Origin of the sequence: Catellatospora sp. KI3 (genome assembly GCF_029948125.1) — a bacterium.
Taxonomy (GTDB): domain Bacteria; phylum Actinomycetota; class Actinomycetes; order Mycobacteriales; family Micromonosporaceae; genus Catellatospora.
This window is the reverse complement of the sequence record NZ_JASAMB010000006.1, coordinates 225,434-251,706: the sequence shown is the minus strand read 5'-3', so window position 1 is coordinate 251,706 and position 26,273 is coordinate 225,434. Positions and strand designations below refer to the sequence as shown.

General features: G+C 72.3%; 26 protein-coding genes and 1 riboswitch. Of the genes, 6 read left to right on the top strand and 20 right to left on the bottom strand.

Annotated elements, in window-relative coordinates; all coding sequences use genetic code 11:
- Positions 1-16: 16 nt before the first annotated feature.
- Complete coding sequence (locus tag QEZ54_RS13015; RefSeq protein ID WP_281304810.1) at positions 17-1,288, bottom strand: geranylgeranyl reductase family protein; 1,272 nt, start codon at positions 1,286-1,288, stop codon at positions 17-19.
- Between the two features lie 261 nt (positions 1,289-1,549).
- Here QEZ54_RS13015 and QEZ54_RS13010 point away from each other — a divergent pair, with 261 nt between their 5' ends.
- Complete coding sequence (locus QEZ54_RS13010) at positions 1,550-2,575, top strand: LPXTG cell wall anchor domain-containing protein (RefSeq protein WP_281304809.1); 1,026 nt, start codon at positions 1,550-1,552, stop codon at positions 2,573-2,575.
- 551 nt (positions 2,576-3,126) lie between these two features.
- On the opposite strand, the gene QEZ54_RS13005 is transcribed toward QEZ54_RS13010, so the two are convergent.
- From QEZ54_RS13005 to QEZ54_RS12985, 5 genes are all read right to left on the bottom strand, one after another.
- On the bottom strand, positions 3,127-3,819 hold the full coding sequence (locus tag QEZ54_RS13005; protein WP_281304808.1) for a demethylmenaquinone methyltransferase: 693 nt from the start codon (positions 3,817-3,819) through the stop codon (positions 3,127-3,129).
- Positions 3,820-3,960: 141 nt separating this feature from the next.
- Entirely contained in the window at positions 3,961-4,734 is a 774-nt protein-coding gene (locus QEZ54_RS13000) for a hypothetical protein (RefSeq protein WP_281304807.1), read from the bottom strand.
- Positions 4,735-4,797: 63 nt separating this feature from the next.
- Entirely contained in the window at positions 4,798-5,631 is an 834-nt protein-coding gene (locus QEZ54_RS12995; RefSeq protein WP_281304806.1) for a hypothetical protein, read from the bottom strand.
- Between the two features lie 73 nt (positions 5,632-5,704).
- Positions 5,705-6,895: a cyclic dehypoxanthinyl futalosine synthase gene (mqnC, locus tag QEZ54_RS12990; protein ID WP_281304805.1), complete on the bottom strand. Its 1,191-nt coding sequence runs from the start codon at positions 6,893-6,895 to the stop codon at positions 5,705-5,707.
- The gene (locus QEZ54_RS12985) at positions 6,892-7,509 is read right to left on the bottom strand and encodes a PadR family transcriptional regulator (protein ID WP_281304804.1); all 618 of its coding nucleotides are present in this window, start codon (positions 7,507-7,509) and stop codon (positions 6,892-6,894) included. The genes mqnC and QEZ54_RS12985 overlap by 4 nt, the downstream gene beginning before the upstream one ends.
- Positions 7,510-7,565: 56 nt before the next feature.
- Between QEZ54_RS12985 and QEZ54_RS12980 the strand changes: the two genes are divergently transcribed.
- A complete protein-coding gene (locus tag QEZ54_RS12980) occupies positions 7,566-8,426 on the top strand; it encodes a PHB depolymerase family esterase (RefSeq protein WP_281304803.1) in 861 nt (286 codons plus the stop codon).
- Between the two features lie 161 nt (positions 8,427-8,587).
- On the opposite strand, the gene QEZ54_RS12975 is transcribed toward QEZ54_RS12980, so the two are convergent.
- Genes QEZ54_RS12975 through paaA form a run of 5 tightly spaced genes read right to left on the bottom strand, consistent with a single transcriptional unit; the run spans position 8,588 to position 12,136 of the window.
- Entirely contained in the window at positions 8,588-9,640 is a 1,053-nt protein-coding gene (locus QEZ54_RS12975) for a 2Fe-2S iron-sulfur cluster-binding protein (protein ID WP_281304802.1), read from the bottom strand.
- A 3-nt stretch (positions 9,641-9,643) separates the two neighbouring features.
- The gene (gene paaD / locus QEZ54_RS12970; protein ID WP_281304801.1) at positions 9,644-10,117 is read right to left on the bottom strand and encodes a 1,2-phenylacetyl-CoA epoxidase subunit PaaD; all 474 of its coding nucleotides are present in this window, start codon (positions 10,115-10,117) and stop codon (positions 9,644-9,646) included.
- Positions 10,114-10,824 carry a 1,2-phenylacetyl-CoA epoxidase subunit PaaC gene (paaC, locus tag QEZ54_RS12965; protein WP_281304800.1) on the bottom strand — a complete coding sequence of 237 codons (711 nt, stop codon included), beginning with the start codon at positions 10,822-10,824 and terminating at the stop codon, positions 10,114-10,116. Before paaC ends, paaD begins: the two co-directional genes overlap by 4 nt.
- Positions 10,821-11,102: a 1,2-phenylacetyl-CoA epoxidase subunit PaaB gene (paaB, locus tag QEZ54_RS12960; RefSeq protein ID WP_217397115.1), complete on the bottom strand. Its 282-nt coding sequence runs from the start codon at positions 11,100-11,102 to the stop codon at positions 10,821-10,823. The genes paaC and paaB overlap by 4 nt, the downstream gene beginning before the upstream one ends.
- Positions 11,099-12,136, bottom strand: coding sequence for a 1,2-phenylacetyl-CoA epoxidase subunit PaaA (paaA, locus tag QEZ54_RS12955; RefSeq protein ID WP_281304799.1), 1,038 nt, complete (start codon positions 12,134-12,136; stop codon positions 11,099-11,101). Before paaA ends, paaB begins: the two co-directional genes overlap by 4 nt.
- Positions 12,137-12,460: 324 nt before the next feature.
- Here paaA and QEZ54_RS12950 point away from each other — a divergent pair, with 324 nt between their 5' ends.
- Positions 12,461-13,408 (top strand): hypothetical protein, encoded by a 948-nt coding sequence (locus QEZ54_RS12950; protein ID WP_281304798.1) that lies wholly within the window; start codon positions 12,461-12,463, stop codon positions 13,406-13,408.
- Positions 13,409-13,481: 73 nt separating this feature from the next.
- A complete protein-coding gene (locus QEZ54_RS12945) occupies positions 13,482-14,432 on the top strand; it encodes a hypothetical protein (RefSeq protein WP_281304797.1) in 951 nt (316 codons plus the stop codon).
- A 106-nt stretch (positions 14,433-14,538) separates the two neighbouring features.
- Here the strand turns inward: QEZ54_RS12945 and QEZ54_RS12940 are convergent, their stop codons facing one another.
- Genes QEZ54_RS12940 through QEZ54_RS12930 form a run of 3 tightly spaced genes read right to left on the bottom strand, consistent with a single transcriptional unit; the run spans position 14,539 to position 17,225 of the window.
- Positions 14,539-15,390 carry a menaquinone biosynthesis protein gene (locus tag QEZ54_RS12940; RefSeq protein ID WP_281304905.1) on the bottom strand — a complete coding sequence of 284 codons (852 nt, stop codon included), beginning with the start codon at positions 15,388-15,390 and terminating at the stop codon, positions 14,539-14,541.
- A 25-nt stretch (positions 15,391-15,415) separates the two neighbouring features.
- Positions 15,416-16,648, bottom strand: a complete 1,233-nt coding sequence (locus QEZ54_RS12935) for an MFS transporter (RefSeq protein ID WP_281304796.1) — start codon at positions 16,646-16,648, stop codon at positions 15,416-15,418.
- A 46-nt stretch (positions 16,649-16,694) separates the two neighbouring features.
- A complete protein-coding gene (locus QEZ54_RS12930) occupies positions 16,695-17,225 on the bottom strand; it encodes a winged helix-turn-helix domain-containing protein (RefSeq protein WP_281304904.1) in 531 nt (176 codons plus the stop codon).
- A gap of 187 nt (positions 17,226-17,412) precedes the next feature.
- Here QEZ54_RS12930 and QEZ54_RS12925 point away from each other — a divergent pair, with 187 nt between their 5' ends.
- Together QEZ54_RS12925 and QEZ54_RS12920 are read left to right on the top strand one after the other, a co-directional pair.
- Positions 17,413-19,440: an AAA family ATPase gene (locus tag QEZ54_RS12925; protein ID WP_281304795.1), complete on the top strand. Its 2,028-nt coding sequence runs from the start codon at positions 17,413-17,415 to the stop codon at positions 19,438-19,440.
- A gap of 332 nt (positions 19,441-19,772) precedes the next feature.
- Positions 19,773-21,101 carry an aminotransferase class V-fold PLP-dependent enzyme gene (locus QEZ54_RS12920; protein ID WP_281304794.1) on the top strand — a complete coding sequence of 443 codons (1,329 nt, stop codon included), beginning with the start codon at positions 19,773-19,775 and terminating at the stop codon, positions 21,099-21,101.
- Here the strand turns inward: QEZ54_RS12920 and QEZ54_RS12915 are convergent.
- The 6 genes from QEZ54_RS12915 to mqnE all read right to left on the bottom strand — a co-directional run bounded on the left by QEZ54_RS12915 (position 21,094) and on the right by mqnE (position 26,057).
- Positions 21,094-21,861, bottom strand: coding sequence for an ABC transporter ATP-binding protein (locus tag QEZ54_RS12915; RefSeq protein WP_281304793.1), 768 nt, complete (start codon positions 21,859-21,861; stop codon positions 21,094-21,096). The two genes, QEZ54_RS12920 and QEZ54_RS12915, sit on opposite strands and share 8 nt — an antisense overlap.
- Complete coding sequence (locus QEZ54_RS12910) at positions 21,862-22,887, bottom strand: iron ABC transporter permease (protein WP_281304792.1); 1,026 nt, start codon at positions 22,885-22,887, stop codon at positions 21,862-21,864.
- A gap of 91 nt (positions 22,888-22,978) precedes the next feature.
- Positions 22,979-23,863, bottom strand: a complete 885-nt coding sequence (locus QEZ54_RS12905; protein WP_281304903.1) for an ABC transporter substrate-binding protein — start codon at positions 23,861-23,863, stop codon at positions 22,979-22,981.
- Between the two features lie 145 nt (positions 23,864-24,008).
- A riboswitch (cobalamin riboswitch) is annotated at positions 24,009-24,140 on the bottom strand.
- Between the two features lie 23 nt (positions 24,141-24,163).
- A complete protein-coding gene (locus QEZ54_RS12900; protein WP_281304791.1) occupies positions 24,164-24,448 on the bottom strand; it encodes a DUF4229 domain-containing protein in 285 nt (94 codons plus the stop codon).
- Positions 24,449-24,468: 20 nt separating this feature from the next.
- Positions 24,469-24,882 carry a hypothetical protein gene (locus tag QEZ54_RS12895; protein ID WP_281304790.1) on the bottom strand — a complete coding sequence of 138 codons (414 nt, stop codon included), beginning with the start codon at positions 24,880-24,882 and terminating at the stop codon, positions 24,469-24,471.
- 5 nt (positions 24,883-24,887) lie between these two features.
- Complete coding sequence (mqnE, locus tag QEZ54_RS12890; protein ID WP_281304789.1) at positions 24,888-26,057, bottom strand: aminofutalosine synthase MqnE; 1,170 nt, start codon at positions 26,055-26,057, stop codon at positions 24,888-24,890.
- Between the last annotated feature and the right edge of the window lie 216 nt (positions 26,058-26,273).

Here is a 26,273-nt window from a genome sequence, read left to right as displayed (position 1 = left end):
CTCGCGCGGCGTTCCGCTACACAGCGGGTGCCACGCGGGACAGGGCATTGATGATGCGGTCCATCGCGTCGCCACCGCGCGGATCGGTGAGGTTCGCCAGCAGCTTCAGCACGAACCGCATCAACGTCGGGTGCGGCATGCCGTGCTTGGTGGCGACCTTCATGACCTGCGGGTTCCCGATCAGCTTCACGAAGATCCCGCCGATGCGGTAATACCCGCCCAGCCGCCGCTTGAGCTCGGTGCCGTACGCGTGCAGCGCCAGCTCCCGGGCCTGACCGGCCGGGCGCGCCAGCGCCTGGATGATCACCTCGGCCGCCAGCTGGCCCGACTCCATCGCGTACGCGATGCCCTCGCCGTTGAAGGGGTTGACCATGCCGCCGGAGTCACCCACCAGCACCAGGCCGCGGGTGTAGTGCGGAGTGCGGTTGAAGCCCATCGGCAGCGCCGCGCCCAGGATCTTGCCGTCGGCGTTGGCCTCGTCGTTCAGACCCCACTCCTCCGGAGTGGCACCCAGCCAGTCAGTGAGCATGGTGCGGTAGTTCGTGGCCTGGTAGGCCTTGGACGAGTTGAGCACGCCCAGACCCACGTTGACCCGGCCGTCTCCGAGACCGAAGATCCAACCGTACCCCGGCAGCTGCGCGCTGCCCGCCTCCCGGCTGCGCAGCTCCAGCCACGACTCGAGGTAGTCGTCGTCCGCCTTCGCCGGGCAGTGGTAGTAGCGGCGCACCGCCACGCCCATCGGCCGGTCCTCGCGCTTGGCGATGCCCAGCGCGAGCGGCAGCCGACCGGAGACGCCGTCGGCGCCGACCACCACGTGGGCGCGCAGCGTCCTGACGCCTTCGGCGGTCTTCACCTCGACGCCCACCACGCGGCCCTCGGCGTCGAGCACCGGGCCGGTGACGTTGTGACCGGTGCGCAGGTCGGCCCCGGCCGCGACGGCACGCTTGGCCAGCATGTCGTCGAAGTCCATCCGGGTGCGGACCAGGCCGAAGTTCGGGAAGCTGGCGAGCTCGGGCCAGTCCAGCTCAAGCCGGACGCCGCCGCCGATGACGCGCAGGCCCTTGTTGTGGAGCCAGCCCGCTTCAGGGCTCACGTCGACGCCCATGTCGATCAGCTGCTTGACCGCGCGCGGGGTCAGTCCGTCGCCGCAGACCTTCTCCCGAGGGAACTCGGTCTTCTCCAGCAGCAGGACCTTCGCACCGTGTTTGGCGAGGTGGTATGCGGTGGCGGAGCCCCCCGGACCGGCACCTACGACGATCACATCCGCATCGACATCGGTCGGTGTCATGCTCACCTCCACCTCGGCCTTAACGCTCGTTCCGGGCTCGTGAAAGTCTTCACAAGCCAGTCCGGCGTGCAGTCTAGAACCGCGCCGAGATCCCCTAATGGTTAGGTGACCCTAAGTGGCAGGTGGAGACGGGGTGGGTGCCCTTTCCGATATATCCGGGCATCCAGGAATCTCAAACATCCACATGAACCCCTGATTAATAGGTTCTGACCTGGATGTATTACTCTTCGTGCTCGCAGTCCACCCCCTCTGGAGCTCCCCGTGCACGTCACCCCCGGGCACCGCCGTGCCCTGCGCCTCGGCGCCGTCGCCGTCACCCCGCTGGCCGCAGCGGTGTTCGGCCTCACCAACCCGGTCCACGCCGAACCCGCGCCGACGCCGTCCGGCGAGCCCGTCGGCGGTGCCGCGGCCGCCGCCGCGAAGCGCGACATCACGTTCACCGCGTCCCCGCGTACAACCGAGGTCCAGGTCGGCAAGGTCGCCGAGCTGACGTTCACCATCACCAACCGGGGTACGGCCGACGCCAAGGAGCCCTACTACGGGTTCCTCACCACCCCCGGCGTCCAGGTCGTGGCCAAGCCCGCCGAGTGCCTCGAGTTCAACCTCGACGAGCCGGCGGCCGAGGCCGCCGCCGCACAGGAGTTCGCCGAGCCGGAGGTCTACTTCGACTGCGAGCTGGACTCGCTCAAGGCCGGGGCCACCGCCACCCGCAAGGTCACCGTCAAGCTCACCGAGAACGCGGAGAACTTCGTCTTCGCGTTCGCCGACGACTGGGCGTACGAGAGCCTCGACCAGGAGGACGACAACCCGGACGACAACTACGCCGAGGTCGCCGTCCGGCCCGCCAAGGCGGTGCCCAGCCCGACGCCCAGCGCGTCGACCAGCCCGAAGCCCTCGGCATCGGCCTCGCCCTCCGCCGGCGCGAGCCCGAGCCGCACCGCGAGCCCCACCGCCAGCGCCAGCGCCAGCCCCGGCCTCAGTGCCAGTGCCAGCGCCAGCGCCAGCAGCAGTCCCGGTGCCGGTCCGAGCCTGACGGCCGGGCCCGCGCCGTCGGCGAGCAAGAGCGCAACGGCGTCGGCAAGCCCGTCGAAGTCCGCCGCCGTGTCGCCCTCGGCCACCGGTACGACTACGCCGACCTCGGCCCCGCCGGTCGCGGACGGCGACGGTGGCAGCGGCGGCGACCTGCCGCGGACCGGCTTCAGCGCGGTCAGCGTCGCGGGCGCCGGAGCCGCCGTCGCCCTCGGCGGCGCCATCCTGCTGGTGCTCGCCCGCCGCCGCCGCGCCTGACCAGCTGTCCGACTGACCGGCGACCGACTGACCGGCTGACCGAACCTGTGGTGCCCACGTGCCTATGCACGCGGGCCTGGCCACCGGGTTAAGAAGGGACCCTTCCTCTACGCAATGCGAGAAGAAGGGGCCCTTCCTTGCTCGTCACCAGGAGTTCGGCACCCGGTGCTCGTCACTCGGTGGCACGCTGGCGCTGGAGGCGGGTCGGCTCGGGTTCGGTCGGTTCGGGTGGTGCTTGAGCGGGCGACGTCGGCGTGGGCGTGGCGGGGTGGGTTGCCGCCGCTGCGGCTCGTCTGGCCGCCGCTCGGCGCCGCGCCGCCTCTTCGAGATCCGCCACGCGCACCGGGGGCTCGCCGAACCCGCCCCCGAGCGGCCCGATCACCGCGCTCTCCTCATACCCCACCCTCCGATCGTGACCCGGGCGGGTGGGGCAGGGTGCAGTTTCGGGGAAACTGCGCGAATCGCGCTCATGATTCGTGCAGTTTCCCCGAAACTGCACGAACGGCGCCGCGCCCCGCGCGGGGCGGGGCGGGGCGGGGCGGGGCGGTGGGTCAGGGGCGGGTGGCGCGGTGGAGGGCGACGATGCCGCCGGTGAGGTTGCGCCACTTCACCTGGGACCAGTTGTTCTCGCCGATGATCGCGGCGAACTCGCGCTGGTCGGGCCAGGCCCGGATCGACTCGGCCAGGTACACGTACGCGTCGGGGTTGCTGGAGACCTTGCGCGCCACGGCGGGCAGCGAGCGCATCAGGTACTGCAGGTACGCGGTGCGGAACGCGCCGTTGGTCGGGTGCGAGAACTCGCAGATGACCAGGCGGCCGCCCGGCTTGGTGACCCGGGCCAGTTCCCGCAGCGCCGCCGGGGTGTTCGCCACGTTGCGGATCACGAACGAGGTGGTCACCGCGTCGAAGGTCTGGTCGGCGAAGGGCAGCGCCAGCGCGTCGCCCGCGACCAGCGGCACGTGCGGCCGGGTGCGCCGACCGACCCGGAGCATGCCCAGCGACAGGTCGGCGCCGACCACGTACGCGCCGGAGCGGGCCAGCTCCTCGGTGGAGACGCCGGTGCCCGCGCCGAGGTCGAGCACCTTCTCGCCCGGCTTGAGGTCCAGGGCGGACCGGGTCGCGCGCCGCCACGACTTGTCCTGGCCGAACGACAGCACCGAGTTGGTCTTGTCGTACTTCTCGGCCACGCCGTCGAACATCGCGGCGATCTCGTTCGGCTCTTTGTCCAGGTCTGCGCGCGTCATGGCGCCACTCTGCCAAACCGCCGCGACGCCCGCGCATCCGGCTCACCCAGACGTCCGCCACGACACTCCGGCGAGCGCGGGACTCAGCCGCCCTGCTCGGTGCGCCGTGCCGCGGCAGGTACCCGGCGGCAGGCGGCCCGCTCAGCCCTCGTCTTCCTCTTCGTCGCTGTTGCGCCACAGGTAGACCGCGTAGCCGAGCCCGGCCAGCGCCACCGCCACCGCCAACCCGCCGATGACGAAGAGCAGGTCGACGCCGGATCCGTCCTCGTCCGGCGCGGACGCGTCCGTGGCGGGCACCTCGGCCTCGGTCGGCACGGCCGGGCTGGGTTCGGTCGGTTCCGCGCTGGGCGAGGCGGACGGCTCGGCCGACTTCGAGGGCGTCGGCGAGGTCTGCGGACCGGGCTTGGGCGCGGGCGGGTTGTTGCCGTTGAGCACCAGGGCGGTCCGGTTGTTGCGCGTGTACGGATCGCAGGCGCAGCTCACCACCGCCGACCCGACCGACCCGATCTTGCCCACGACCAGCAGCTGGAACGTGCCCCACACCATGGGACCGCCCGGCTGGACGTCTTTCCACTGCTGGGTGCGGGTCAGCGTGCACACGACCCTGGTGTCCGTCGAGTTGATCTCGCAGGCGCCCCCGCCGTGGTCGACCGAGCCGCGGACGATGCGGGTGCCGCGAGGCGCCTGCAGGATCAGGCGGGCGGTCGACGCCGGGGCGTCCGGCCCGAAGTCGATCACGCCGAGCTTCATGGTCACGGTGTCGCCGAGCTTGACCTCCCGCACCGCGTACGACCGCAGCGCCAGGTCGGCCTTGCCCGCCGCCGACGACGGCAGGGCGGACCCGAGCACCAGCACCGTGGCCGACAGCAGCACGGTCGCGGCCCGCACCGCCAGAGACGTTCCCCGTTCACGCACGCGTGGACGATAGACATCGGCAAGACGCCGGAAAATGGGCTGATCGGTCACAACGCCCGATCGCTACTCCGTTCGGTCACGGCGCCACACGTACACCGCGCCGCCGAGTCCCGCCAGCGCGAGCAGCACGATGGCGATGCCGGCGAGCAGGACCAGGTCCGGCCCCGAGGAGCCAGGCGGGGCCGTGGCCGAATCCACCTCGGCAGTCGGGTCGGGCGTGAGCTCCGGCATCGGTCCCGTCGGCGCTGCTTCCGAGTCACCGGTGGGCGACGTGGTCGCGGTCGAGGCGAGGGGCGAGGCGGCGCGCGAGGCCCGCAGCGACGCGGACGGCTTGACCGACGCCGCCGGCTTGCTGGACGCGGACGATCGCGGCCCGGGCTTCGGCAGTGGCGGATTCTCACCGTTCAGGACGATCGCGACCCGGTTGTTGGCCGGGTAGGGGTCGCAGCTGCACTGCACCTCGGCCCAGCCCTCGGCGGGCGAGACGAAGTCGGCGCGTACGTCGAAGACGATCGTGATCAGGCCGCTGGATCCGCCGACGGGGATGGCCTGCCCGCGCCACAGGGTGCCCAGGCGGCAGCGCATCCGGGTGTCGCCCTCCAAGAACTGGCATGGCGGGACGTCCGGCGGGGTCGAGGAGCGGTGGATGCGGGTCCCGGGCGGCGCCGACACCTCCACCATGGCCGTCGGCAGCGGCTCAGCGGGGCCGTAGTTGTGCACGGCCAGCGGCACCCGCGCGCCTTCGCCGACGTCGACCCCGTGGACCGCGTACGAGCGCAGCGCCAGATCCGCCGGACCGTCGGCCCATGCCGGCGCGCCCGATCCGAGCAGCAGCGCCGCCCCTGCCAGTAGGGCAGCCGCACAGCGGACAGCCTGAAGCGTTCCCCGTTCACGCATTCGTGGACGATAGGCGGCGCCGCCCGACCGGCCACATGGGCCGATCGGGCGGATCTTGACGGATGCGGATCCGCTAGCGCGCCTCCACCAGCGGCAGCGTCTTGCCGACGCCGCCGCCCGGGATCGCGATCGACGAGAAGTGCGAGGTGACGCGCTCGTCGGTCGGGTCGTCGGCCGGGGTCCAGTGCACGTTGAGGTGGCGGTAGAGCGTGTCGCGCTGGGCCGGGATGCGCCCGGCGGTGCGGATCAGCTGCACCAGGTCGACCAGGTTGGACCGGTGCTTGGCACCGGCCGAGGAGATGACGTTCTCCTCGAGCATGATCGAGCCCAGGTCGTCCACGCCCATGTGCAGCGCGAGCTGGCCCACGTCCTTGCCGGTGGTGAGCCAGGAGGCCTGCAGGTGGGCAACGTTGTCGAAGAACAGGCGGGCCACCGCGATCAGGCGCAGGTACTCCAGGCTGGTCGCCTGGGTGCGGCCCTTCAGGTGGTTGTTCTCCGGCTGGTACGTCCACGGGATGAACGCGCGGAAGCCGCCGGTCCGGTCCTGGACGTCGCGGATCATCGTCAGGTGCTCGATGCGCTCGGCGTTGGTCTCGCCGGTGCCCATCATCATGGTGGCGGTCGACTCGACGCCGTGGCGGTGCGCGACCTCCATGACCTCCAGCCAGCGCGCGCCGGACTCCTTGAGCGGGGCGATCGCCTTGCGCGGCCGGTCGGGCAGCATCTCGGCGCCGGCGCCCGCGATCGAGTCCAGGCCCGCCGCCTTGATCCGGATCACCGCGTCCTCGATGGAGACGCCGGAGACCTTGGCCATGTGCAGGATCTCGCTGGGCCCGATCGAGTGGATCATCAGGTCCGGGTACGCCTGCTTGACCGACGAGAACAGGTTCTCGTAGTACTCCACGCCGTAGTCCGGGTGGTGGCCGCCCTGCAGCATGACCTGGGTGGCGCCGAGCTCGACCGCCTCGCCGCAGCGGCGCAGGATCTCGGCGGTGTCGTGGGTCCAGCCCTCGGCGTGCTTGGGCGCCCGGTAGAAGGCGCAGAACTTGCACGCGGTGACGCACACGTTGGTGTAGTTGATGTTGCGGTCGATCAGGTACGTGACGATGCCGTCCGGGTAGCGCCGCCGCCGCACCGCGTCCGCCGCCTCGCCGAGCGCGTGGAACGGTGCCTCGGTGTAGAGCAGCAGCGCCTCCTCGGCGCTGATGCGGCCGCCGTCGGCGGCCCGCTGCACGATGCTGTCGATCTCCCGGTTCGCACTCACGCCCCCGAGGGTATCGGGTCCCCGAACCCGACGGCACGGCCGGTCCGCAGGCAGGTCACGAGCCAGTCGGCCCACGCGGCCGTGCTGCGGGCCGACTCGATGCCCATGAGCAGCACCGCGTAGTTGCCGAAGCCGGGGTGGGCCGGATCGTCGTGACCCGCGTCTCGCAGCATGGCCGCCTCGCGCGTCCACTCGTCGAGCAGGCTGCGCTGCCGGGCGGCGATGCCGCCGTACAGGTCGGCCATGGCGGCCGGGTCGGCGCTGTTGGCCGCGTACGCCTTGAGCACGGTCTCGCTGCGCGGGGCCACCACCGGCGGCCGGGGCAGCCACTCCCGCAGCGCGGCCAGCCCGTCCGGGGTCAGCGTGTAGGTCTTCTTCTGCCGTGGCCCGGGGCCGTCGCCCTCGGCCGCCTCGACCCAGCCGGCAGCGGCCAGCCGGGCCAGCTCCGGGTAGATCTGGCTGTGCTGGGCGGTCCAGAAGTGGCCGATGGGGGACTTCATCCGCTGGGTCAGCTGGTATCCGGTGGCCGGACCCCGGGTGAGCAGCGAGAGCAGGGCGTAGCCGAGCGCCGAACCGGACACCGATACCGAATCGTCACCGTCGCGCGCCCGCATCGCGCCTCCTCACTATGTAACTTCTGACATGTCAACTCTGACATAGGGGGATTCACGTGAAACAGTTCGCCGTGCTGCTGACCCTCGCCACCGTACTCACGGGCTGCGCCGCGACCGGGACGCCTCCCGCGGCCGCGCCCAGCCCGGCGGTCAGCCTGCCGCCGGAGCAGCCCGGACCGGGCGACCACGACCTCGCCCTGATGCACGGCGGCGTACGCCGCGACTACCGGCTGCACGCCCCGCCCGGCTGGACGCCGGGCACCGCGCTGCCCCTGGTCCTGGTCTTCCACGGCCAGCCGGGCAAGAGCACTGACGCCGAGCGGACCAGCCGGATGTCACCGCTCGCCGACACGAAGGGCTTCCTCGTCGCGTACCCCCAGGGGTTCGGCGACCGCTGGAACACCTCGCGCACGGGCGGCGCCGACGACGTCGGCTTCATCGGCGCGCTACTCGACCACCTGGTCAAGGAGTGGGGCGCCGATCCGAAGCGGACCTACGCCGCCGGCTTCTCCAACGGCGCCGCCTTCACCTACCGGCTCGCCCGCGACCTGCCCGGCCGCTTCGGCGCCCTCGCCCCGGTCAGCGGCCGCAACGAGACCGAGCCGGACGGCGCCGGGCCGCTGGCGGCCCCCGTATCCCTGCTCACCTTCCAGGGCAGCACGGACCGGTTCGCCGGCTCCTGGCCCGGCACCAACAACCAGTGGCGCCGCCTGGCCGCCTGCGGCGAACCGGCGGTGCAGACGCTGACCGGCCCGCACGGCAAGGCGCACCGATACACCGCGAGCTGCGGCAACGGTACGGAGCACGTCGTCTACAGCGTGATCGGCATGGGCCACGAGTGGCCCGACGGGGGCGCTCACCCGGTAGACGCCAACACCCTCATCTGGGCCTTCTTCACCGCCCACCCCCAGCCCTGAGGTAAGGAAGGGGCCCTTCTTATCGCATTCCGTAGAACAAGGGGCCCTTCTTAACCGCTCGACAGTGGCGGCCGGACGTCGCTCGGCCGCCCGACAGGGCACGTTAAGAAGGGCCCCTTCTACATCGGAAAGCGATAAGAAGGGGCCCTTCCTTAACGCCTTCAGGCGTCGAAGTCGAGTGCCAGTTCATCGGTGGTGGGGGTGGACTGGCAGGTGAGGACGTAGCCGGCGGCCAGCTCCTCGGGCTCCAGCGCCCAGTTCGCCGCCATCTCCACTGACCCGGACACCACCTTCGCGCGGCAGGTCGAGCAGACGCCGCCCTTGCAGGCGTACGGCAGCTCGCCCCGGTGCCGCAGGGCCGCGTCCAGCACCCGCTCGCCGCGCTCCATCGCGAACTCGGTCGACCGGCCGTCCAGCACGATCTGCACGCCGACCGTCCCGCCCGTGCCCGCCTCGGCGGCCGGGGGCGGCGGCTCCTCGGCGTGGAACAGCTCCACGTGCGCCCGCCCGGTCGCCCCGACCGCGGCCAGCGCCTCCCGGGCCGAGCGCACCACGCCCAGCGGCCCGCACAGGAACCACTCGTCCACCGCCGCCAGCTCGAACGCCTTGAGCAGCGCCGTGGTCCGCTCGGTGTCCAGCCGCCCGGACAGCAGCTCGCTGGGCTGCATCTCGCGCGACAGCACGTGCACCAGCTGCAGCCGCCCAGGGAAGCGGTCCTTCAGATCGGCCAGTGCGTCGGCGAACATCACCTCGGCCGCGCTGCGGTTGCCGCAGAGCACCGTGAACGTGCTGCCCGGCTCGGTCGCCAGAGCGGTCGCGACCAGCGACAGCACCGGGGTGATCCCGGATCCGGCGACGATCGCGCCGTAGCGGCGGGTGCGGGACGGGTCGAGTTCGGTGGTGAACCGGCCCAGCGGCGGCAGCACGGCCAGCCGCTCCCCCGGCGTGAACTCCTGCGCCCGGGTGGAGAAGGCGCCGCCGGGCACCCGCTTCACCCCTACCGTGAGCAGTCCGTGCTCGCGCAGGTCGGCCGGGGTCGAGCAGATCGAGTACGACCGCCGCTCGGTCTCGTCCAGCCGCACCGTCAGGTGCTGGCCGGGCCGGAACGCGAACACCTCGCGCAGCGGCGCGGGCACGGCCAGGGTCAGCGCCACGGCCGACGGGGTCAGCTGCTCGACCGAGGCCACGGTCAGCTCATGGAATGTCGTGCTCACGGCTCACAGCTTCTTGATCGCATTGAACGGTTCCAGGCAGCCGTGGCAGCGCCACAGCGATTGGCACGGCGTCGAGGCGTACCGGCTGAGCTGCACGACCACCGGCCCGCCGGCGCCGCCCGCGCAGTGCGGGCACGACGGCGTGCCGTGCTCGCCCGGCGCGGCGATGCCCGCGCGGCGCAGCGCCGCCCAACCCGACTCGGTGATCATGTCGGTGGACCAGGCCGGGCTGAGCACCGTGCGCACCCGCGCGTCCGGGTACCCGCCCGCCGCCAGCGCCGCCCGGACGTCGTCGGCGATGGCGTCCATCGCCGGGCAGCCCGAGTACGTCGGCGTGATGACCGCGGTGACCCGGCCGTCGGCGCCGGTCTCCACGCCGCGCAGGATGCCCAGCTCGGCGATGGTGACCACGCGCAGCTCCGGGTCGGGCACGGCCCCGGCCAGCTCCAGCGGATCGCGCAGCGCGGTGCCGTTCACCAGGACGCCCCCGGGTGCGCGCGGTGCAGCGACTGCATCTCGGCCAGCAGGTAGCTCAGGTGCTCGGTGTGCTGCCCGAGCCGCCCGCCGGACGGGGTCCACCGGTCGGCGGGCCGGGTCAGCGTCGCCGCCTCCAGCACCGGCTCCACCAGCGCCAGCCAGCGCTCGCGGACGCCCTCGGTCAGCTCGTGCGCGTACGGCCACACCGCGTCCAGCGCGTCCTGCATCCGGCGGTGCGACTCCGGCGTGCCGTCGCCCAGCCGCACCACCCACTGCGAGGCGTGGTCCAGGTGGTACGTCGACTCCTTGACCGCCTTGGCCCCGATCGCCGCCGCCAGCTCGTCGCCCGAGGCGGCCAGGTCGGTGTAGCGCAGCAGCTGCGCCGCCGACAGCAGCAGCAGCCAGGCCGTGGTCCAGCCGAAGTCCAGGTCGCCCCGGGCCGGGCCGAGCGGCAGCTCCACCAGCAGGCAGTTGCGGAAGGCGTGGTCGTCGCGCAGAAAAGCCAGTTCATCCTCGGTACGCGGCGGAGCCATCCGCTCGCCCGCGGCCGTCAGCAGCAGCCGGGCCGCGCCGAGCTGGTCGAGGGCGATGTTGGCCAGCGCCACGTCCTCCTCCAGCGTGGGCGCGCGCGACACCCACTCGGCCAGCCGCTGCGCCGCGATGAGCGCGTCGTCGCCGAGGGCCAGCAGGTCAGGTGTGCCGCTCACAGGTGCGCCACCCCTTCGGGCAGCTCGTAGAAGGTCGGGTGCCGGTAGATCTTGTCGGCGGCCGGGTCGAAGAACGGGTCCTTCTCGTCCGGGCTCGACGCGGTGATCTCGGCGGCCGGGACGACCCAGAGCGAGACGCCCTCCTGGCGGCGGGTGTACAGGTCGCGCGCGTGCCGCAGGGCCATCGCCGCGTCGGGGGCGTGCAGGCTCCCGACATGCGTGTGCGCCAGCCCGCGCCGGGGCCGGACGAACACCTCCCACAAGGGTTCGGCACTCATGCGTCCACCAGTTCCTTCCGCTTGCTGCTCTGCTTGGCCGCGTACGCGGCGGCGGCCTCGCGCACCCAGGCGCCGTCGGCGTGGGCGCGGTTGCGGTGCGCCATCCGCTGCCGGTTGCACGGGCCGTCGCCCTTCACCACGCGCATCAGCTCGTCGAAGTCCGGCGAGGTGTAGTCGTAGTGGCCGCGCTCGGAATTCCAGCGCAGGTCCGGGTCGGGCAGGGTGAGCCCGAGGATCTCCGCCTGCGGCACGCACATGTCGACGAAGCGCTGGCGCAGCTCGTCGTTGGAGAACCGCTTGACCTTCCACGCCATCGACTGCGCGGAGTGCGTCGAGTCGGCGTCCGGCGGGCCGAACATGGCCAGCGACGGGTACCACCAGCGGTCCACCGCCTCCTGGGCCATGGCCTTCTGCGCCGGGGTGCCCTGGGCCAGCACGTACAGCGACTGGTAGCCCTGGCGCTGGTGGAAGGACTCCTCCTTGCACACCCGGATCATGGCGCGGGCGTACGGCCCGTACGAGCAGCGGCAGAGCGGCACCTGGTTGACGATCGCCGCCCCGTCCACCAGCCAGCCGATCGTGCCGACGTCGGCCCAGCTCAGCGTGGGGTAGTTGAAGATCGAGCTGTACTTCTGCTTACCCGTGAGCAGCGCCTCGTTCAGCTCCTCGCGGCTGACGCCCAGGGTCTCGGCGGCGGCGTAGAGGTACAGCCCGTGGCCCGCCTCGTCCTGCACCTTGGCCAGCAGGATCGCCTTGCGGCGCAGCGTGGGCGCGCGGCTGATCCAGTTGCCCTCGGGCTGCATGCCGATGATCTCGGAGTGGGCGTGCTGGGCGATCTGGCGGATCAGCCCGGCCCGGTAGGCGTCGGGCATCACGTCGCGCGGCTCGATCTTCTGGTCGGCGGCGATCACGGCGTCGAACGAGGCCGGGCCGTCCAGGGCGCGGTCGGCGGCGGCACGCAGGTCGGCCTCCGCCTCCTCGACCTCTCCGAGCAGGCTGTCGGCGCCCGCGACACCGGGCAGCGGGGTCTCCATGCGGTCAGTGTTACAGCTTCTCGCCAATCGCCGCAACAACTGTCACAAGCAGCGCACCCACCTGCGCATCCTGGTTCCATGCGCCCCGCCGGGTACTGCCGCCGAGTGACAAGCATCACCGGAACAAGCCGGTTCACGCTCGGGCAAGACCGGCATAAAGGCAGCTCCCAGCGATCCGGCCTACCTTTGACCGCGTTCCGGCGACCACCCCTGCCGGGACGGGCACCACCCCCTGACAGCGACGTCACCCCCAGGAGCACCCCCATGCCCCGGCGCACACCCTTCACCGCCACGACCACGGCGCTCGGCGTTATGGTCCTGGCAGTGCTGATCCCATCCGCGGCATCGGCCCTCACCGGCTCGGAGGCCACCGTGGTGAGCGCTGTCCCGGCCCAGTCCCAGCCCGCGGCGAGCCCGGACCCCGTCCCGGCCGCGCCCAGCACCCCGGCGACCCCGAGCACCCCCGCCTCGGCCAGCCCGGCGACGAAGGCACCCGAGGTGCGGGCGCAGCGCCCGGTCAGCAACACGAAGGAGAGCCGGTCGCTGGTGCCGGGCCCGGTGACCGTCGACTTCAAGGGCGACTACCTCGGCTGGGCGATGCTCGACCGGCACACCGGCGAGGTCGTCGCCGCCGAGAACGCGCACCAGACCAGCAGCACCGAATCAATGATCAAGATTTGGCTGGTCTCGGACTACCTGCGGCGCGCCGCCGACAGCGGGCAGACCGTCACGCAGGACTGGCTCACCAAGGCCAGCGACGCGATCCGGCACTCCGACGACCGCGCCGCCCAGGCCCTGTACGTCGCCAACGGCAGCGACGAGTCGGTGCACCGCATGATCCAGATGTGCGGCATGACCGACACCTCGGCGTACAAGTCCTGGTGGAGCCGCACCCAGATGTCGCCGCGCGACGCGCTGCGGCTGGCCTCCTGCGTCGCCGACGGCACCGCCGCCGGAGCCGAGTGGACCGGCTGGGTGCTGTCCGAGATGCAGCGGGTCGAGGGCAGCACCGCCCGCGCCGACCAGCAGGCCACCCGCGGCGGCGGCCGGTGGGGCATCATCGACGGCGTACCGAGCACCCTCGCCCGCACCCTCGCCATCAAGAACGGCTGGACCGCCATCGGCGCGGACAGCAGCTGGCACCTGAACTGCCTGGCCATCAGCGACGACTGGATCATGAGCGTGATGACCCGTTACCCCGTCGCAAACGGCCTGCAGTACGGTGCCGACGTCTGCGCCAGCGTCGCCGGACAGCTCCTGCCCCGAGCCTGACCCCAGCGCCCCCGCCTCACCCCCCCCCCCGCACCACGCCCCTCCGCACCACCCCTCCCCCCGGAGTCCCCTCATGACGCAGATGATGAACCGACGCCGTGCCCTGCTGACCGGCGGCGCCGGCCTGGCCGCACTGGCCGGTGGCGGCTTCTGGCTGGCCTCCCGTGGCGGGAGGGGCACCCCGGAGATGCTCGGCGCCAGCTTCCCGGCGAGCTCGCCCAGCCCGTCGGCGGTGCCGACGCCGTCGCCCGCCGCCAGCCGCGAGGCCGCCGCGGTGGTACCGGTGCAGCCGGGCAAGCCCGGCGTGGCGCACGCCGCCCTCACCGAGTCGACGACCGGCCTGGTCAGCGTCAACACCTCGGGCTGGTGGAGCTGGGCGCTGATGGACCGGCAGACCGGCCGCATCATCGGCTCGCCGAACTTCCACCAGACCAACATGACCGCGTCGATGATCAAAGCCTGGCTGGCCGCCGACTACCTCCGGCGCGCCACCGAGTCGGGCACCACGCCCAGCACCGCGCGGATGAACATGATCAGCACGATGATCCGCGACAGCGCCAACGAGCCCGCCTCGACGCTCTACGGCGAGCTCGGCAAGTCGGCGACGATCGGCCGCCTGGTCTCCATCTGCAAGCTCACCGACTCCAAGGCCGGAGACGGCTGGAGCACCACGGCACTGTCGGCCCGCGACACCTGTCGCATCGCCCACTGCATCGGCAACGGCACCGCCGCCGGCCCCAAGTGGACGAACTGGCTCGTCAACGAGATGCGCCAGGTACGCGGCACCGGCGACTTCGGCATCCGCAAGGCCTGGCCCGCCGCCGAGCAGAAGGACATCGCCATCAAGAACGGCTGGGTCGACCGGCAGGCCCTCGGCTTCTGGACGGTCAACTGCATGGCCCTGGGCAGCACCTGGACCATGGCCGTGCTGACCCGCCCCCCGCTGAGCAAGCCCTGGACCACCGGCGGCGACACCGCCAGGTCCATCGCCACCCAACTCCGCACCCGCACCGACCTCGTCTGAGCGACCCGACCCGACCCGACCGGGGCCGGGCCGGGCGTCGCGGGTTAAGAAGGGGCCCTTCTACATCGGAAAGCGATAAGAAGGGCCCCTTCCTTGCCGCTCTGGGCTAGAGGGGCATGAACTCGGGGCCGTCGGCGGGGAGGGCGGGGGTGTGGCCGAGGGCGGCGGCGCGGCGGGCGAATTCGCGCAGGCCGTTGACCTGGCGGCCGCCGAGCGAGAAGTCCAGGACGCGGAAGTACGACGCGAGGGTGGCGGCGTCGAAGGGCTCCCAGCGGGCCGCCGCGGCGGCGACGTCGTCGAGTTCGGTCAGGCACAGGTCGCGCGAGCGCAGGAACGCCTGGTGCACGTCCTTGACCAGGCCGGGGTGGGCGGCGGCGAAGTCGCGGCGCACGGCCCATACCGCGAAGACCATGGGCAGGCCGGTCCACTCGCGCCACGCCTGGCCGAGGTCGGTGACGGCCAGCCCGCGCCGGGGCGCCTCGAACAGGGCGCGCAGCGCGACGTCGCCGATGAGCACCCCGGCCTGCGCGTCGAGCAGCATCGAGGTGAGGTCGGGCGGGCAGCTGAAGTACTCGGGGCGTACGCCGTAGCGGTCCTGCAGCAGCATCTGCGCCAGCAGCACGCTGGTGCGCGAGGTGCTGCCCAGCGCGACGCGGGTGTCGTGCAGCTCGGTCAGCGGGACCTGCGACACGATGTTGACCGACAGCACGGGGCCGTCCGAGCCGACCGCCAGGTCGGGCAGGAGCAGCAGCTCGTCGGCGTTGCGCAGGTACTCCACCAGCGAGATGGGGCCGATGTCGAGGTCGCCGCGGACGAGGGCGTCGCTGAGCCGGTCGGGGGAGTCCTTGTGCAGGTCCACGTCGATCAGCGCGCCTGAACGCATCAGGCCCCAGTAGATGGGGAGACAGTTCAGGAACTGGATGTGGCCGACCCGGGGACGCCGCACTGCGCTCATGATCAGGGAGCCTACCCGGGTGAGTCGATCAGGCGGCCGTCGCCTGGACCTGCGGTGACGTACGCCCGGCCGCCGTCACGCCGCGTACGAGCGGCATGACCAGCAGTAGCCCGAGCAGCCCGAGCGCGCCCGCGCCGAGCACCACCCAGCGCGCGTCGATCAGATCGAGGACCACGCCGCCGAGGAAGAACCCGGCCAGCCCGCCGCCCTGCACCCGCGACTGCACCGCGGCGGCGGCCCGCCCGCGCGCCTCCGCCGGCACCCGGCGGCCGAGCAGGGTGCCCGCGATGACGTTCTGACCGCCGTTGACCAGGCCGCCCGCCAGCCAGCACGGGATGATCCAGAGCGCGGCGGTGACCGTGCCGCAGAGGACCACCGCGCCGCAGATGACGGCCAGGCCGAGGAAGATCCAGCGGACCAGGGCGCCGTCGGGGGTGGCGGGGCGGATCAGGCGGGCCAGCACCCAGGCGCCCACCAGCATGCCGATGGTCCAGGCCGAGGTGACCACGCCGTACACGACGGCGGAGGCGCCCAGGGTCTCGCGGACGAAGAAGACCTCGGCCACGTTGACCGCCGAGACCAGGCCGATGATCAGGGCGAGGCTCCACACCATCACCCAGTACATCCGGTCGTCGCGCAGCTGCCAGGTGACCGGCGCGGCCTCAGGCTGGTCGGCGCCGGAGCGGCGGGCGGCGGTGCCGCCGCGGCGGGTGCGCAGCAGCACTCCGGCGAGCACGGTGAACGCGAACGCCACCGCCGACACGCGCAGCGTCTGCTCGACCGCGACCGTGCCGACGAGCAGCCCGGCCAGCGCGGGCCCGGCCATCATGCCGATGGACCCGGCGGTCTGCCCGATCGCGTTGGCGCGGGCCAGGTCCTCCCGCGTGACCATGGCGGGCAGCAGGGCCGAGCGGGTGGGCTGGGCGATCGCGGTGGCGCAGGCCAGCGCGACGGCGCCGGCCACGATCCACTCGTACCTCGCGGCGTTCGCCAGCGCGAACGCGGCGCCGACCTGGCCCAGTCCGGCGACGATGAGCAGCAGGCGGCTGTCCACCCGGTCGACCAGGCGGCCGACCCAGCGGGCGAGCAGCACCACGGGCAGCGTCTCGGCGACCACCAGCAGGGCGACCTGCAGGCCGCTGCCGCCGCGCTCCTGCAGCGCCAGCACCAGGGTCGTCATCACCAGGAAGGTGCCCAGCGCGGCCATGAGCTGGGCGATCGAGGCGACGACCACGTCGGCCCACCGAGACGTGAAAGACATGCTTCACAGTATGTCTTTCACATCCCGGTGGGGCAATAGACCTCTCTCAGTCGAGCGGGACCGCCCGCACCTGCAGCAGCGCGCGCCGCGCCCCCTCGGGCGGATCGTTCTGCCGCACGCTCCGCTTGTACGGCGCCAGCATCGCCAGCATGTTCTCGGTGATCTCCTTGAGCTCGGCCGCGGTCACCATCAGCACCGTCTCGCTCATCAGCGCCGCGTCGTACCACTCCGGCGCCTCGTCGGCCGACCGCGCCACCCACTGCCGGACCCGCTCGTCCCCGCGCGCCAGGAAGACGTCGGTCACCGCCCGCTCGGCCGCCTTGGCCTCGGAGTCGGCGCTTCCTTCCAGCTCTATGGAGTACCCGCGCATCCTGGTCCGCCAGACGCGCTCGCGCCCGTCGCCCCGGCTCGGCGCGTCCTCGATGAGGCCCGCCTTCGCCAGGGCGCGCAGGTGGTAGCTCGTCGCACTCGGCGACAGGCCCACCACCCCGGCGCACTCGGTGGCCGTCACGTCGTCGACGCTCCCGGCCAGGTGCTCCATGATCGCGATTCGGGCGGGGTGCGCCAACGCGCGCATCACCGCTGGATCCGTGATCCTCAACTGTTCCCCAGCGCTCACCCGTAAAGAAAATCACGTGCGGGCGCCGAATGAGGAACTAGCATGGTCGGTCGATTCCCTCCTCTCTGGCACAGCCGACAGCGCCCGCCCCACAGGCGCAGAGCCGGGCGGCCGCTTCATCCGCCGACGACCAGAGGAAACGGCCATGCACACCGACATCTCCCCCGCGATCCGCCGCGCCCTCGACGGCCCGGCCGACCTCGACACCGAACGCGGGCACCTGGCCGTGTCCCGCGCCGCGCTGGCCGCGATGCGCAACCGCGCCGAGGAGCTGTTCCATGTCGGCGACCGGGTCGCCGGGGATGCGTACACCGCCGAGCAGCTCGGACGGCAGATGGCCCAGCGGATCAAGGAGCTGACCGACGATCCGGCCGCGCCGCTGTTCTTCGGCAAGCTGACCATGGCCGAGCCCGAGGTGTGGCACATCGGCCGCCGCCACGTCACCGACGCGGCGGGCGAGCCGCTGGTGCTCGACTGGCGCGCGCCCATGTCGCAGCGGTTCTACCAGGCCAGCGCGAGCGAGCCGCAGGGCGTCGCGGTGCGGCGCCGGTTCGGCTGGGCGCCCGGCGCGCCCGGCGCGCCGACCACCCTGACCAGCTTCGAGGACGAGCAGCTCGACCAGGGGCAGGAGCTGGGCACCGGCAGCGCCATCCTCACCGCCGAGATCGAGCGGCCCCGCGTCGGGCCGATGCGCGACATCGTCGCGACCATCCAGCCCGAGCAGGACGAGCTGGTCCGGGCCGAGCTGGCGGACACCATCTGCGTACAGGGCGCGCCCGGCACCGGGAAGACCGCGGTAGGCCTGCACCGCGCCGCGTACCTGCTCTACCTGCACCGGGAGCGGCTGCGCCGCTCCGGCGTGATGATCATCGGGCCGAACCGGTCGTTCCTAAACTACATCTCGGCGGTGCTGCCCGCGCTCGGCGAGATCGAGGTCGAGCAGGCCACCATCACCGACCTGCTGGAGACCCCGGTCAGAGGCACCGACTCCGACGCGACCGCCGCCCTCAAACACGACCCGCGTATGGCACAGGTGCTGCACCGGGCGCTGTGGAACCGGATCGACCGGCCCCAGGGCCCGATCACCATCTCCGACGGCTCCTACCGGTGGCGGATCGACGAGGGCGTGCTGCGCCGCGTCGTCGACGAGGTACGCCGCGAGCAGCCCGGCTACGCCGTCGGCCGGGACCGGGTGCGCGCCCGCGTCGTGGCCCTGCTCCAGCGCCAGTCCGAGGCCCGGCGCGCCGAGTCCCCCTCCGACAGCTGGCTCCGCAGGATCGGCAAGGCCAAGCCCGTCGTCGAACTGCTAGACCATTGCTGGCCCGCCGTCGCGGCGCCGCAGGTCGTGGCCGAGCTGCTGGGCGACCCCGAGCGGCTGCGCGCCGCCGCCGACGGCATCCTCACCGAGGCCGAGCAGGAGGCCCTGCGCTGGCCCACCGCCCCGCGTACGGTCAAGCAGGCCAAGTTCAGCGCCGCCGACGCGGTCCTGATCGACGAGGTGGCCGGCCTGCTCGACCGGCAGCCCGGCTTCGGCCACATCGTCGTCGACGAGGCGCAGGACCTGTCCCCGATGCAGGCCCGCGCGCTGGCCCGGCGCAGCACCCACGGCTCGCTCACCATCCTCGGCGACCTCGCCCAGGGCACCGCCCCCTGGTCGGCCCGCGACTGGCGCGACACGCTCACCCACCTGGGCCGCCCCGACGGGCGGATCGTGGCGCTGAGCACCGGCTTCCGGGTGCCCGCCGCAGTGGTGGCCCTGGCCAACAAGCTGCTGCCCGAGCTGGACGTGCAGGTCCCGCCCGCGCGCTCGCTGCGCCGCGACGGCTCCCTGGACATCACCGAGTCCGCCGACGTGGCCGCCGCCGCCCGCGCCGCGCTGACCCTGGAGGGCTCCATCGGCGTGATCGCCGCCGACGCCGACGTCCCGGCGATCACGGCCCAGCTGCGCGAGGCGGGCCTCGACCCGTCCGACCTCGACGGCGACGGGCGACTCGTCGTCGTCCCCGCCACCCTGGTCAAGGGCCTGGAGTACGACCACGTCATCGTCGTCGAACCCGCCGCCATCGTCGCCGCCGAGCCGCGCGGGCTGCACCGCCTCTACGTCGCCCTCACCCGCGCCGTCACCAGCCTCACCGTCCTCCACACCGCCCCCCTCCCCACCGCCCTGCGCTAAGGAAGGGACCCTTCTTATCGATTTCCGATGTAGAAGGGCCCCTTCCCAACCCGCACCACACCGCCGCAGAACGCCAGCGGCGCCCCTGTCGGGCGCTGGTGCGGCCAAAGCGGCGTGCAGTTTCGGGGAAACTGCGCGAATATTGGCCCGAATTCCAGCACTTTCCCCGAAACTGCAGCACCACGCAGCGCGGGTGCGGGTGCGGGCGCGGCGCGGGCGCGGCGCGGGTGCGGGCGCGGCGCGTGAGGCTCGCGCAACGGCGTCTAACGCTTTCGCGGCGAGTGGGTTCGGGGTGTGGTGGCGGGCGGGGTGGGCGTGCTGCCATGAAGGGCATGGCATGGATCGGGGACATGGCGGTCAGTCGGCGGCTGGTGCTCGGCGCGGCGGCGGGAACGGCGGCGCTGGGTGCGCTCGCGGCGTGCGACGACGACCCTCCGAAGCCGACCGGCCAGGCCACCCCGCCGCCGCTGGATCCGCAGGACTGGGCCAGTGTGCGCGCGCAGTTCGTGCTCGATCCCGCCGTGGCGCACTTCGACGCGTTCGTCTTCGCCAGCCCGCCCGCGACCGTACGCGCCGCGATTGACGCCCACCGTGCCCAGCTCGACCGCGACCCGCTGACCTACCTGCACGCCAACGAGGTCGCCCGCGACGCCCAGATCACCCAGGAGGCGGCGAAGTACCTGGGCGCCCACGGCGAGCTGTACCTCACCGACTCCACCACGATGGGCCTCGGCCTGCTCTACGGCGGCCTGGCGCTGGCCTCCGGCGACGAGGTGCTGACCACCGAGCACGACTTCTACTCCACCCACGAGTCGCTGCGGCTGCGCGCGGCCCGCGACGGCGTCACGGTGCGCCGCGCCCGCCTCTACCGGGACCCGGCCGCAGCCGGCGTGGACGAGATGGTCGGCGCCCTGCTCGCCGCCGTCACCCCGAAGACCCGGGTGGTCGCGGTGACCTGGGTGCACTCCAGCACCGGCGTACGCCTGCCGGTCCGGGAGATCGCCACCGCCCTGGCCGAGGTGAACCGGAGCCGCTCGCCGCAGGAGAAGGCGCTGCTGTGCGTGGACGGCGTGCACGGCTTCGGCGCGGTCGACGCGGGGCCGGCGGAGCTGGGCTGCGACTTCCTGGTCTCGGGCTGCCACAAGTGGCTGTTCGGGCCGCGCGGCACCGGCATGGTCTGGGGTACCGAGGCCGCCTGGCAGCGGTTCCGGCCGGTCATCCCGCCGTTCGACAACGCCAGCATCGGCGCCTGGATGGGGTTCGGACCTGGTCCGGCCGGGGCGGTGCCGCCGTCGCCGGGCGGCTACCACGCGTTCGAGCACCGCTGGGCGCTGCGCGAGGCGTTCGCGTTCCACAACGCGCTGGGGCGCGACCGGGTCGCCGCCCGTACCGCGCAGCTGGCCGCCACGCTGAAGGCGGGCCTGGCCCAGATCCCGGGACTCAAGCTGATCACGCCGCGTTCGCCCGCCGTGTCGGCGGGCCTGGTGTGCTGCGACATCCCCGGTACGCAGCCCGCCGCGGCGGTGCAGGCGATGCGCGCCCAGGGCATCGCCGCCAGCGCGACCCCGTACAACCCGTCCTGTCTGCGGTTGGGCACCAGCATCGTGAACAGCGTCGAGGAGGTCGACCGGGCGGTGGCGGCGGTGCGGGCGCTCAGCTGAGCCGCACCGGCACCACGATCGGGCCGAACTCGCCCGCGATGACGCGTACCCGCGCGCGGTAGTGGCGGGCCAGCAGCTCCTCGGTGAGCACCTGCTCGGGCGGCCCGTCGGCGGCGACCCGGCCGTCGGCGAGCAGCACCAGCCGGTCGGCGTACTCGCCGGCCACGGACAGGTCGTGCATGGTGGCCAGCACGGTCAGCGAGTGCTCGCGGCGCAGCCGGTCGACCAGCTCCAGCACCTCCTGCTGGTGCCCGATGTCCAGGGCCGAGGTGGGCTCGTCGAGCAGCAGCAGCGGCGCGTCCTGGGCCAGCGCGCGGGCCAGGAAGACCCGCTGCCGCTCGCCGCCGGAGAGGGTGGCCAGCTCGCGCCCGGCGAACCGGTGCAGGTCGAGCTGGTGCAGCGTCTGCTCGACCTTGGCCAGGTCGCGCGCGGACTCGCGGCCCAGGGTCGGGATGTACGGGGTGCGCCCGAGCAGCACGTAGTCGAGCACCCGCATGCCGGGCGGAACCACCGGCTGCTGGGCGACGGTGGCGACGAGCTGGGCGCGGCGGCGGCGCGGCAGCGCGGTGGTGCCCGTACCGTCCACGGTCACCACGCCGGTGTGCGGGACCGTACCGCTGAGCGCTTTGAGCAGGGTGGACTTGCCCGCGCCGTTGGGGCCGATGACGGTCACCCACTCGCCCGCGGCGACGCTGAGGTCCACCCCGTGCAGGATCTCGGTGCCGCCGAGGGTGACCCGTACCCCTTCGATGACCAGCATCTACAGGCTCACCTGCCGGCTGGTGCGCAGCACCAGCACGAAGAACGGCGCGCCGAAGAACGCGGTGACCACGCCGATGGGCAGCTCGCCGGGCGCGATCAGGGTGCGGGCGGCCAGGTCGCACAGGGTCAGGAAGGCGGCGCCGAAGAGCAGGGACAGCGGCAGGATCGACCGGTACGAGCCACCGGCGAGCAGCCGTACCACGTGCGGGACGATGATCCCGACGAAGCCGATCAGCCCTGAGACGGCGACCGCCGCGGCGGTGCCCAGCGAGGCGGCGGCCAGCAGGATGAGCCGCGACCGCTGCGGGTGCAGCCCCAGCCCGGCGGCCTCGTCGTCGCCGACGCTGAGCACGTCCAGCTCCCGGCGCAGGGCGAGCACGACCACCCCGGTCAGCAGCGCGTACGGCAGCAGCAGCCGCACCTCGTGCCACCCGTCGGTGGACAGCCGCCCGAGCAGCCAGGAGTACACCTCGCGGATGGTGTCGACGTTGCGCTGCAGCAGGTACGTCTGAATCGCGGCGAGGAAGCTCGACACGGCCACCCCGGCCAGGATCAGCGTCGCCGACGACCGGTCCCGCCCCCCGGCCATGCCCAGCAGGTACGTAACCAGCACCGACCCGGCCGCGCCGAGGAAGGCGGCCGGGGCGAGCAGGGCCCGCTCGTCGAACGCGATGGCCATGGTGGCGCCCAGCCCCGCCCCGGCGGCGACGCCGAGCAGGTACGGGTCGGCCAGCGGGTTGCGGAAGACGCCCTGGTAGCAGCCGCCGGCCAGGGCCAGCATCGCCCCGACGAGCAGCCCGAGCACGGCGCGGGGCAGCCGGATCTCGGTGATGATGGCGATCTCGCGGGGGTTGAGGCCGGAGTTCAGCCGTACCCCCGGAATGAGGTTGAGCAGCTCGACGGCGACCGACCCGGGCGGCAGCGACACCGGCCCGAACGCCACCGCCGCGATCAGCGCGACCACGACGGCGCCGACCCCGCCGATCAGCCACCCCACCCGCAGCCCAGCCGCTCGCACGCTCACCTCGCACCAAGTCTGTCGTTGATCATGAACTTATGGCGGGGACACGCCGTCGAGCCGTGCCATAAGTTCATGATCGACGGACGAGAGGGGGTCAGGCGGCCGGGATGGGGGTGGTGGCCTGGGTGATGGCGCGGACCAGGTCGACGACGCGGGGGCCCCAGCGGGAGGCGATGTCGTCGTCGAGGGCGATGACCTGGTTCTTGGTGACGGCGGTGAGGGCGGCCCAGCCGGCGCGGGCCTTGACCGAGTCGGCGTTCTGGGCGCAGCACTTGGTGTCCGCGAGGAAGATCAGGTCGGGGTTCGACTTGATCAGGGACTCGGCGGTGAGCTGCGGGTAGCCGCTGCCCTTGGGGTCGGCCGCGTCGGCGACGTTGGTGAGGCCGGCCAGGGTGAACAGCGAGCCGATGAAGGTCTTCGAGGTGACCGAGTACAGGGTCGGGTCGAGCTCGTAGTAGTAGGTCAGCGGCTTGCTGCGCTGCGGCAGGTCCTTGACCAGCTTGGCGATGTCGTCCTTCATCTGCTTCGCCAGCGCGGCGGCCTGGTCGGCGTGGCCGGTCAGCTTGCCCAGGTCGTTGATCTGCGCGTACGAGTCGTCCAGGGTCACCGCGGCCGGAGCCACGAAGACCGGGATCTTCAGGGTGGTGAGCTGCGCGACCACGTTGTTGGCGTCGCCGCTGAGCACCACCAGGTCGGGGTTCTTCGCCGCGATCGCCTCGGCGTTGGGCTGGTAGCCGGACAGGTTCGTCTTCGGCGCGTCGGCCGGGAAGGTCGACTGCTCGTCGACGGCGGCGACCTGCCCGCCCGCGCCGATGGCGAACAGCATCTCGGTCGCGGTCGGCGACAGCGAGACGATCTTCACCGGCTGGGCCGGGAGGGTGACCGAACCGACCGTCACGGGGTACGCGGCGGCGGCGCTGGACGGGCTGGGGGCGGCGGCCGGGTCCTCGGCGGTGGCGCAGGCGGCGAGCGCGGCCACGAGGCCGGTCGCGGCGAGCGCGCCGAGCAGGCGGCGGCTGAAGCGGTGCTGGAACACGGTGGTCCTCCTGTCGGTCGAGGTAGGTCTTCGCCGACAGGGCAGGAGTCACAAGGGGCGCCCGGTCTGCGAGACGCCCTTCCTCGAGAGCGTTGTTCGCGACCGTCGCAGGCGACCTGGCTTGCCCGTCCCCGGTGGGGACGAGATCACAGTTGCGGGACAGCGCCGGGTTCGCACCGGCTTCGCTGCGGAGCGGTCAGCGACACGCTAGTACATGCCGCCGTCCGCACCGCAATGCCGAAGTCACGAGTGTGACTTCTCCGTCTCCGCGCCGGCGTCGGCGGTCTCCCCGGCCAGCGCCGCGCGCAGCTGCTCCTTCTGCTCGCGGCGGCGGTCCACCGCGCCCTCGACCTGCGCGCTGACCTCGTCGCGCAGGTTGCGCAGCAGGAACCAGCCCGCCGCCGCGGACACCACGATGGCGATCATCAACTTGACCAGCACGCTGATGCCGGGCACGAACCACGCCGCCGCGAAGACGGCAGCGAACAGGCCCAACCTGGCCAGCGTGTACTTGACTGCAGGACTCACCGGACCAGGGTATCGGCTAGTCAGCGATTCACGAACGCAAGGCCCACGTGCCACACCACCGCGTAGAGCACGGTGGCGACCAGCGCGCCCAGCGCACCGGAGACCAGCGCGGGCAGCCCGGCGGCCAGGCCCGCGGCCAGCAGGCCCAGACCGATGCCGAGCACGGCCGCGAGCAGCGCGATGGGCAGGCGCCCCGACAGCTCCCGCGCCGACCGGAACTGCTCCACGAAGATCATGGCGGGGAACACGGCGGCCAGCCAGCCGTTGATCGAGCCGAAGCGGCCCAGCCCGAGCAGGGCGAAGGCCCCGTCGAAGACGGCCATCGCCGCCACGGACAGCAGCACTCCGACCACCGTGAACGCGAGCAGGTCTGTCAACGCGACGAACCTGCCCGCCTCGTCCCGCTTGGGACCCCGGGCCGCCGACTCGGCCACGCCGCTCAGGCCCAGACCTGCTGCGGCTGCGACCGGCGCTCGGCCATGCTCTGCGGGGCGCCGTACTCGCGCACGACCTGGTAGCGGGTGTCCCGCTCGACCGGGGTGAAGCCCGCGTCCCAGATCAGGTGCAGCAGGTCGTCGCGGTGCATGGTGTTCGGCGTGCCGTACGAGTCGGCGTCGTGGGTGATCTTGTACTCCACCACCGAGCCGTCCAGGTCGTCCACGCCGAAGTTCAGCGACAGCTGCGCCAGCGACAGGCCGTGCATGACCCAGAAGCACTTCACGTGGTCGAAGTTGTCCAGCATCAGGCGCGACACCGCGAACGTCTTCAGCGACTCGGCCGGCGACGCCATCGTGGTGCGGGCCTGGATCCGGTTGCGGATCTTGCCGTCGGCGCTGTCGTGGAAGTCGTGCTGGTAGCGCAGCGGGATGAAGACGGTGAAGCCGCCCGTCTCGTCCTGCAGCTCGCGCAGGCGCAGCACGTGGTCGACGCGGTGGCGCGGCTCCTCGATGTGGCCGTACAGCATCGTGGAGGGGGTGCGCAGGCCCTTGCTGTGCGCCAGCCGGTGGATGCGCGACCAGTCCTCCCAGTGGCAGGCGTGGTCGACGATGTGCTGCCGGACCTCCCAGTCGAATATCTCGGCGCCGCCGCCGGTCAGCGACTCCAGCCCGGCCTCCATCAGCTCGTCGAGGATCGCGTCGGCGGTCAGGCCGGAGATCTTCTCGAACCACTGCACCTCGGTCGCGGTGAACGCCTTGAGCTTGACGTCCGGCAGCGCCTGCTTCAGCTCCTTGAGCACGCGCGGGTAGTAGCGCCACGGCAGGGTCGGGTGCAGGCCGTTGACGATGTGCAGCTCGGTCAGCTGCTCGTCCTTCATCTCCAGCGCCTTGGCGACCGCCTGCTCCACCCGCATGGTGTAGGCGTCCTTCTCACCCGGCTTGCGCTGGAACGAGCAGTACGCGCAGCTGGCCGAGCAGACGTTCGTCAGGTTCAGGTGCCGGTTGACGTTGAACATCACCCGGTCGCCGTTCTTCTCCGTCCGGACGTGGTGCGCCAGGCGACCCAGCCAGGCCAGATCGTCACTCGCGTACAGGGCCTCGCCGTCCTCGCGCGTCAGGCGCTCGCCCGCGTAGACCTTCTGTTCCAGCTCACGCTTCAAACCCACGTCCATGGCAGCCAGCGTACGACGCCCCCGCCGAACCCCTTACCCAGCCCTGTCCCGGACGCCAACCGGACACCTGACTGATGCCTGGTCGACACCGGACAGGGTCGACAGTGAGGGGCTTTTCAGGTAGGAACTTCTAGGGACCAACGGGGAGGATGGGGCCTGCGATGTCGAACCGTCGTCGTGTGACCGGACGTCACGGTCAGGCTGCCCTGGGGTCAG

Bases quoted from the DNA above. Each gene is read 5' to 3' on its own strand.
- QEZ54_RS12935 (WP_281304796.1), bottom strand. From the start codon at position 16,648: ATGTCTTTCACGTCTCGGTGGGCCGACGTGGTCGTCGCCTCGATCGCC.
- QEZ54_RS12985 (WP_281304804.1), bottom strand. From the start codon at position 7,509: ATGCGGGCGCGCGACGGTGACGATTCGGTATCGGTGTCCGGTTCGGCG.
- QEZ54_RS13005 (WP_281304808.1), bottom strand. From the start codon at position 3,819: ATGACGCGCGCAGACCTGGACAAAGAGCCGAACGAGATCGCCGCGATG.
- QEZ54_RS12925 (WP_281304795.1), top strand. From the start codon at position 17,413: ATGCACACCGACATCTCCCCCGCGATCCGCCGCGCCCTCGACGGCCCG.
- paaA (WP_281304799.1), bottom strand. From the start codon at position 12,136: ATGGAGACCCCGCTGCCCGGTGTCGCGGGCGCCGACAGCCTGCTCGGA.
- mqnE (WP_281304789.1), bottom strand. From the start codon at position 26,057: ATGGACGTGGGTTTGAAGCGTGAGCTGGAACAGAAGGTCTACGCGGGC.
- QEZ54_RS12930 (WP_281304904.1), bottom strand. From the start codon at position 17,225: ATGCGCGCGTTGGCGCACCCCGCCCGAATCGCGATCATGGAGCACCTG.
- paaB (WP_217397115.1), bottom strand. From the start codon at position 11,102: ATGAGTGCCGAACCCTTGTGGGAGGTGTTCGTCCGGCCCCGGCGCGGG.
- QEZ54_RS12995 (WP_281304806.1), bottom strand. From the start codon at position 5,631: ATGCGTGAACGGGGAACGCTTCAGGCTGTCCGCTGTGCGGCTGCCCTA.
- QEZ54_RS12945 (WP_281304797.1), top strand. From the start codon at position 13,482: ATGACGCAGATGATGAACCGACGCCGTGCCCTGCTGACCGGCGGCGCC.
- QEZ54_RS13015 (WP_281304810.1), bottom strand. From the start codon at position 1,288: ATGACACCGACCGATGTCGATGCGGATGTGATCGTCGTAGGTGCCGGT.
- QEZ54_RS12920 (WP_281304794.1), top strand. From the start codon at position 19,773: ATGGCATGGATCGGGGACATGGCGGTCAGTCGGCGGCTGGTGCTCGGC.
- QEZ54_RS12915 (WP_281304793.1), bottom strand. From the start codon at position 21,861: ATGCTGGTCATCGAAGGGGTACGGGTCACCCTCGGCGGCACCGAGATC.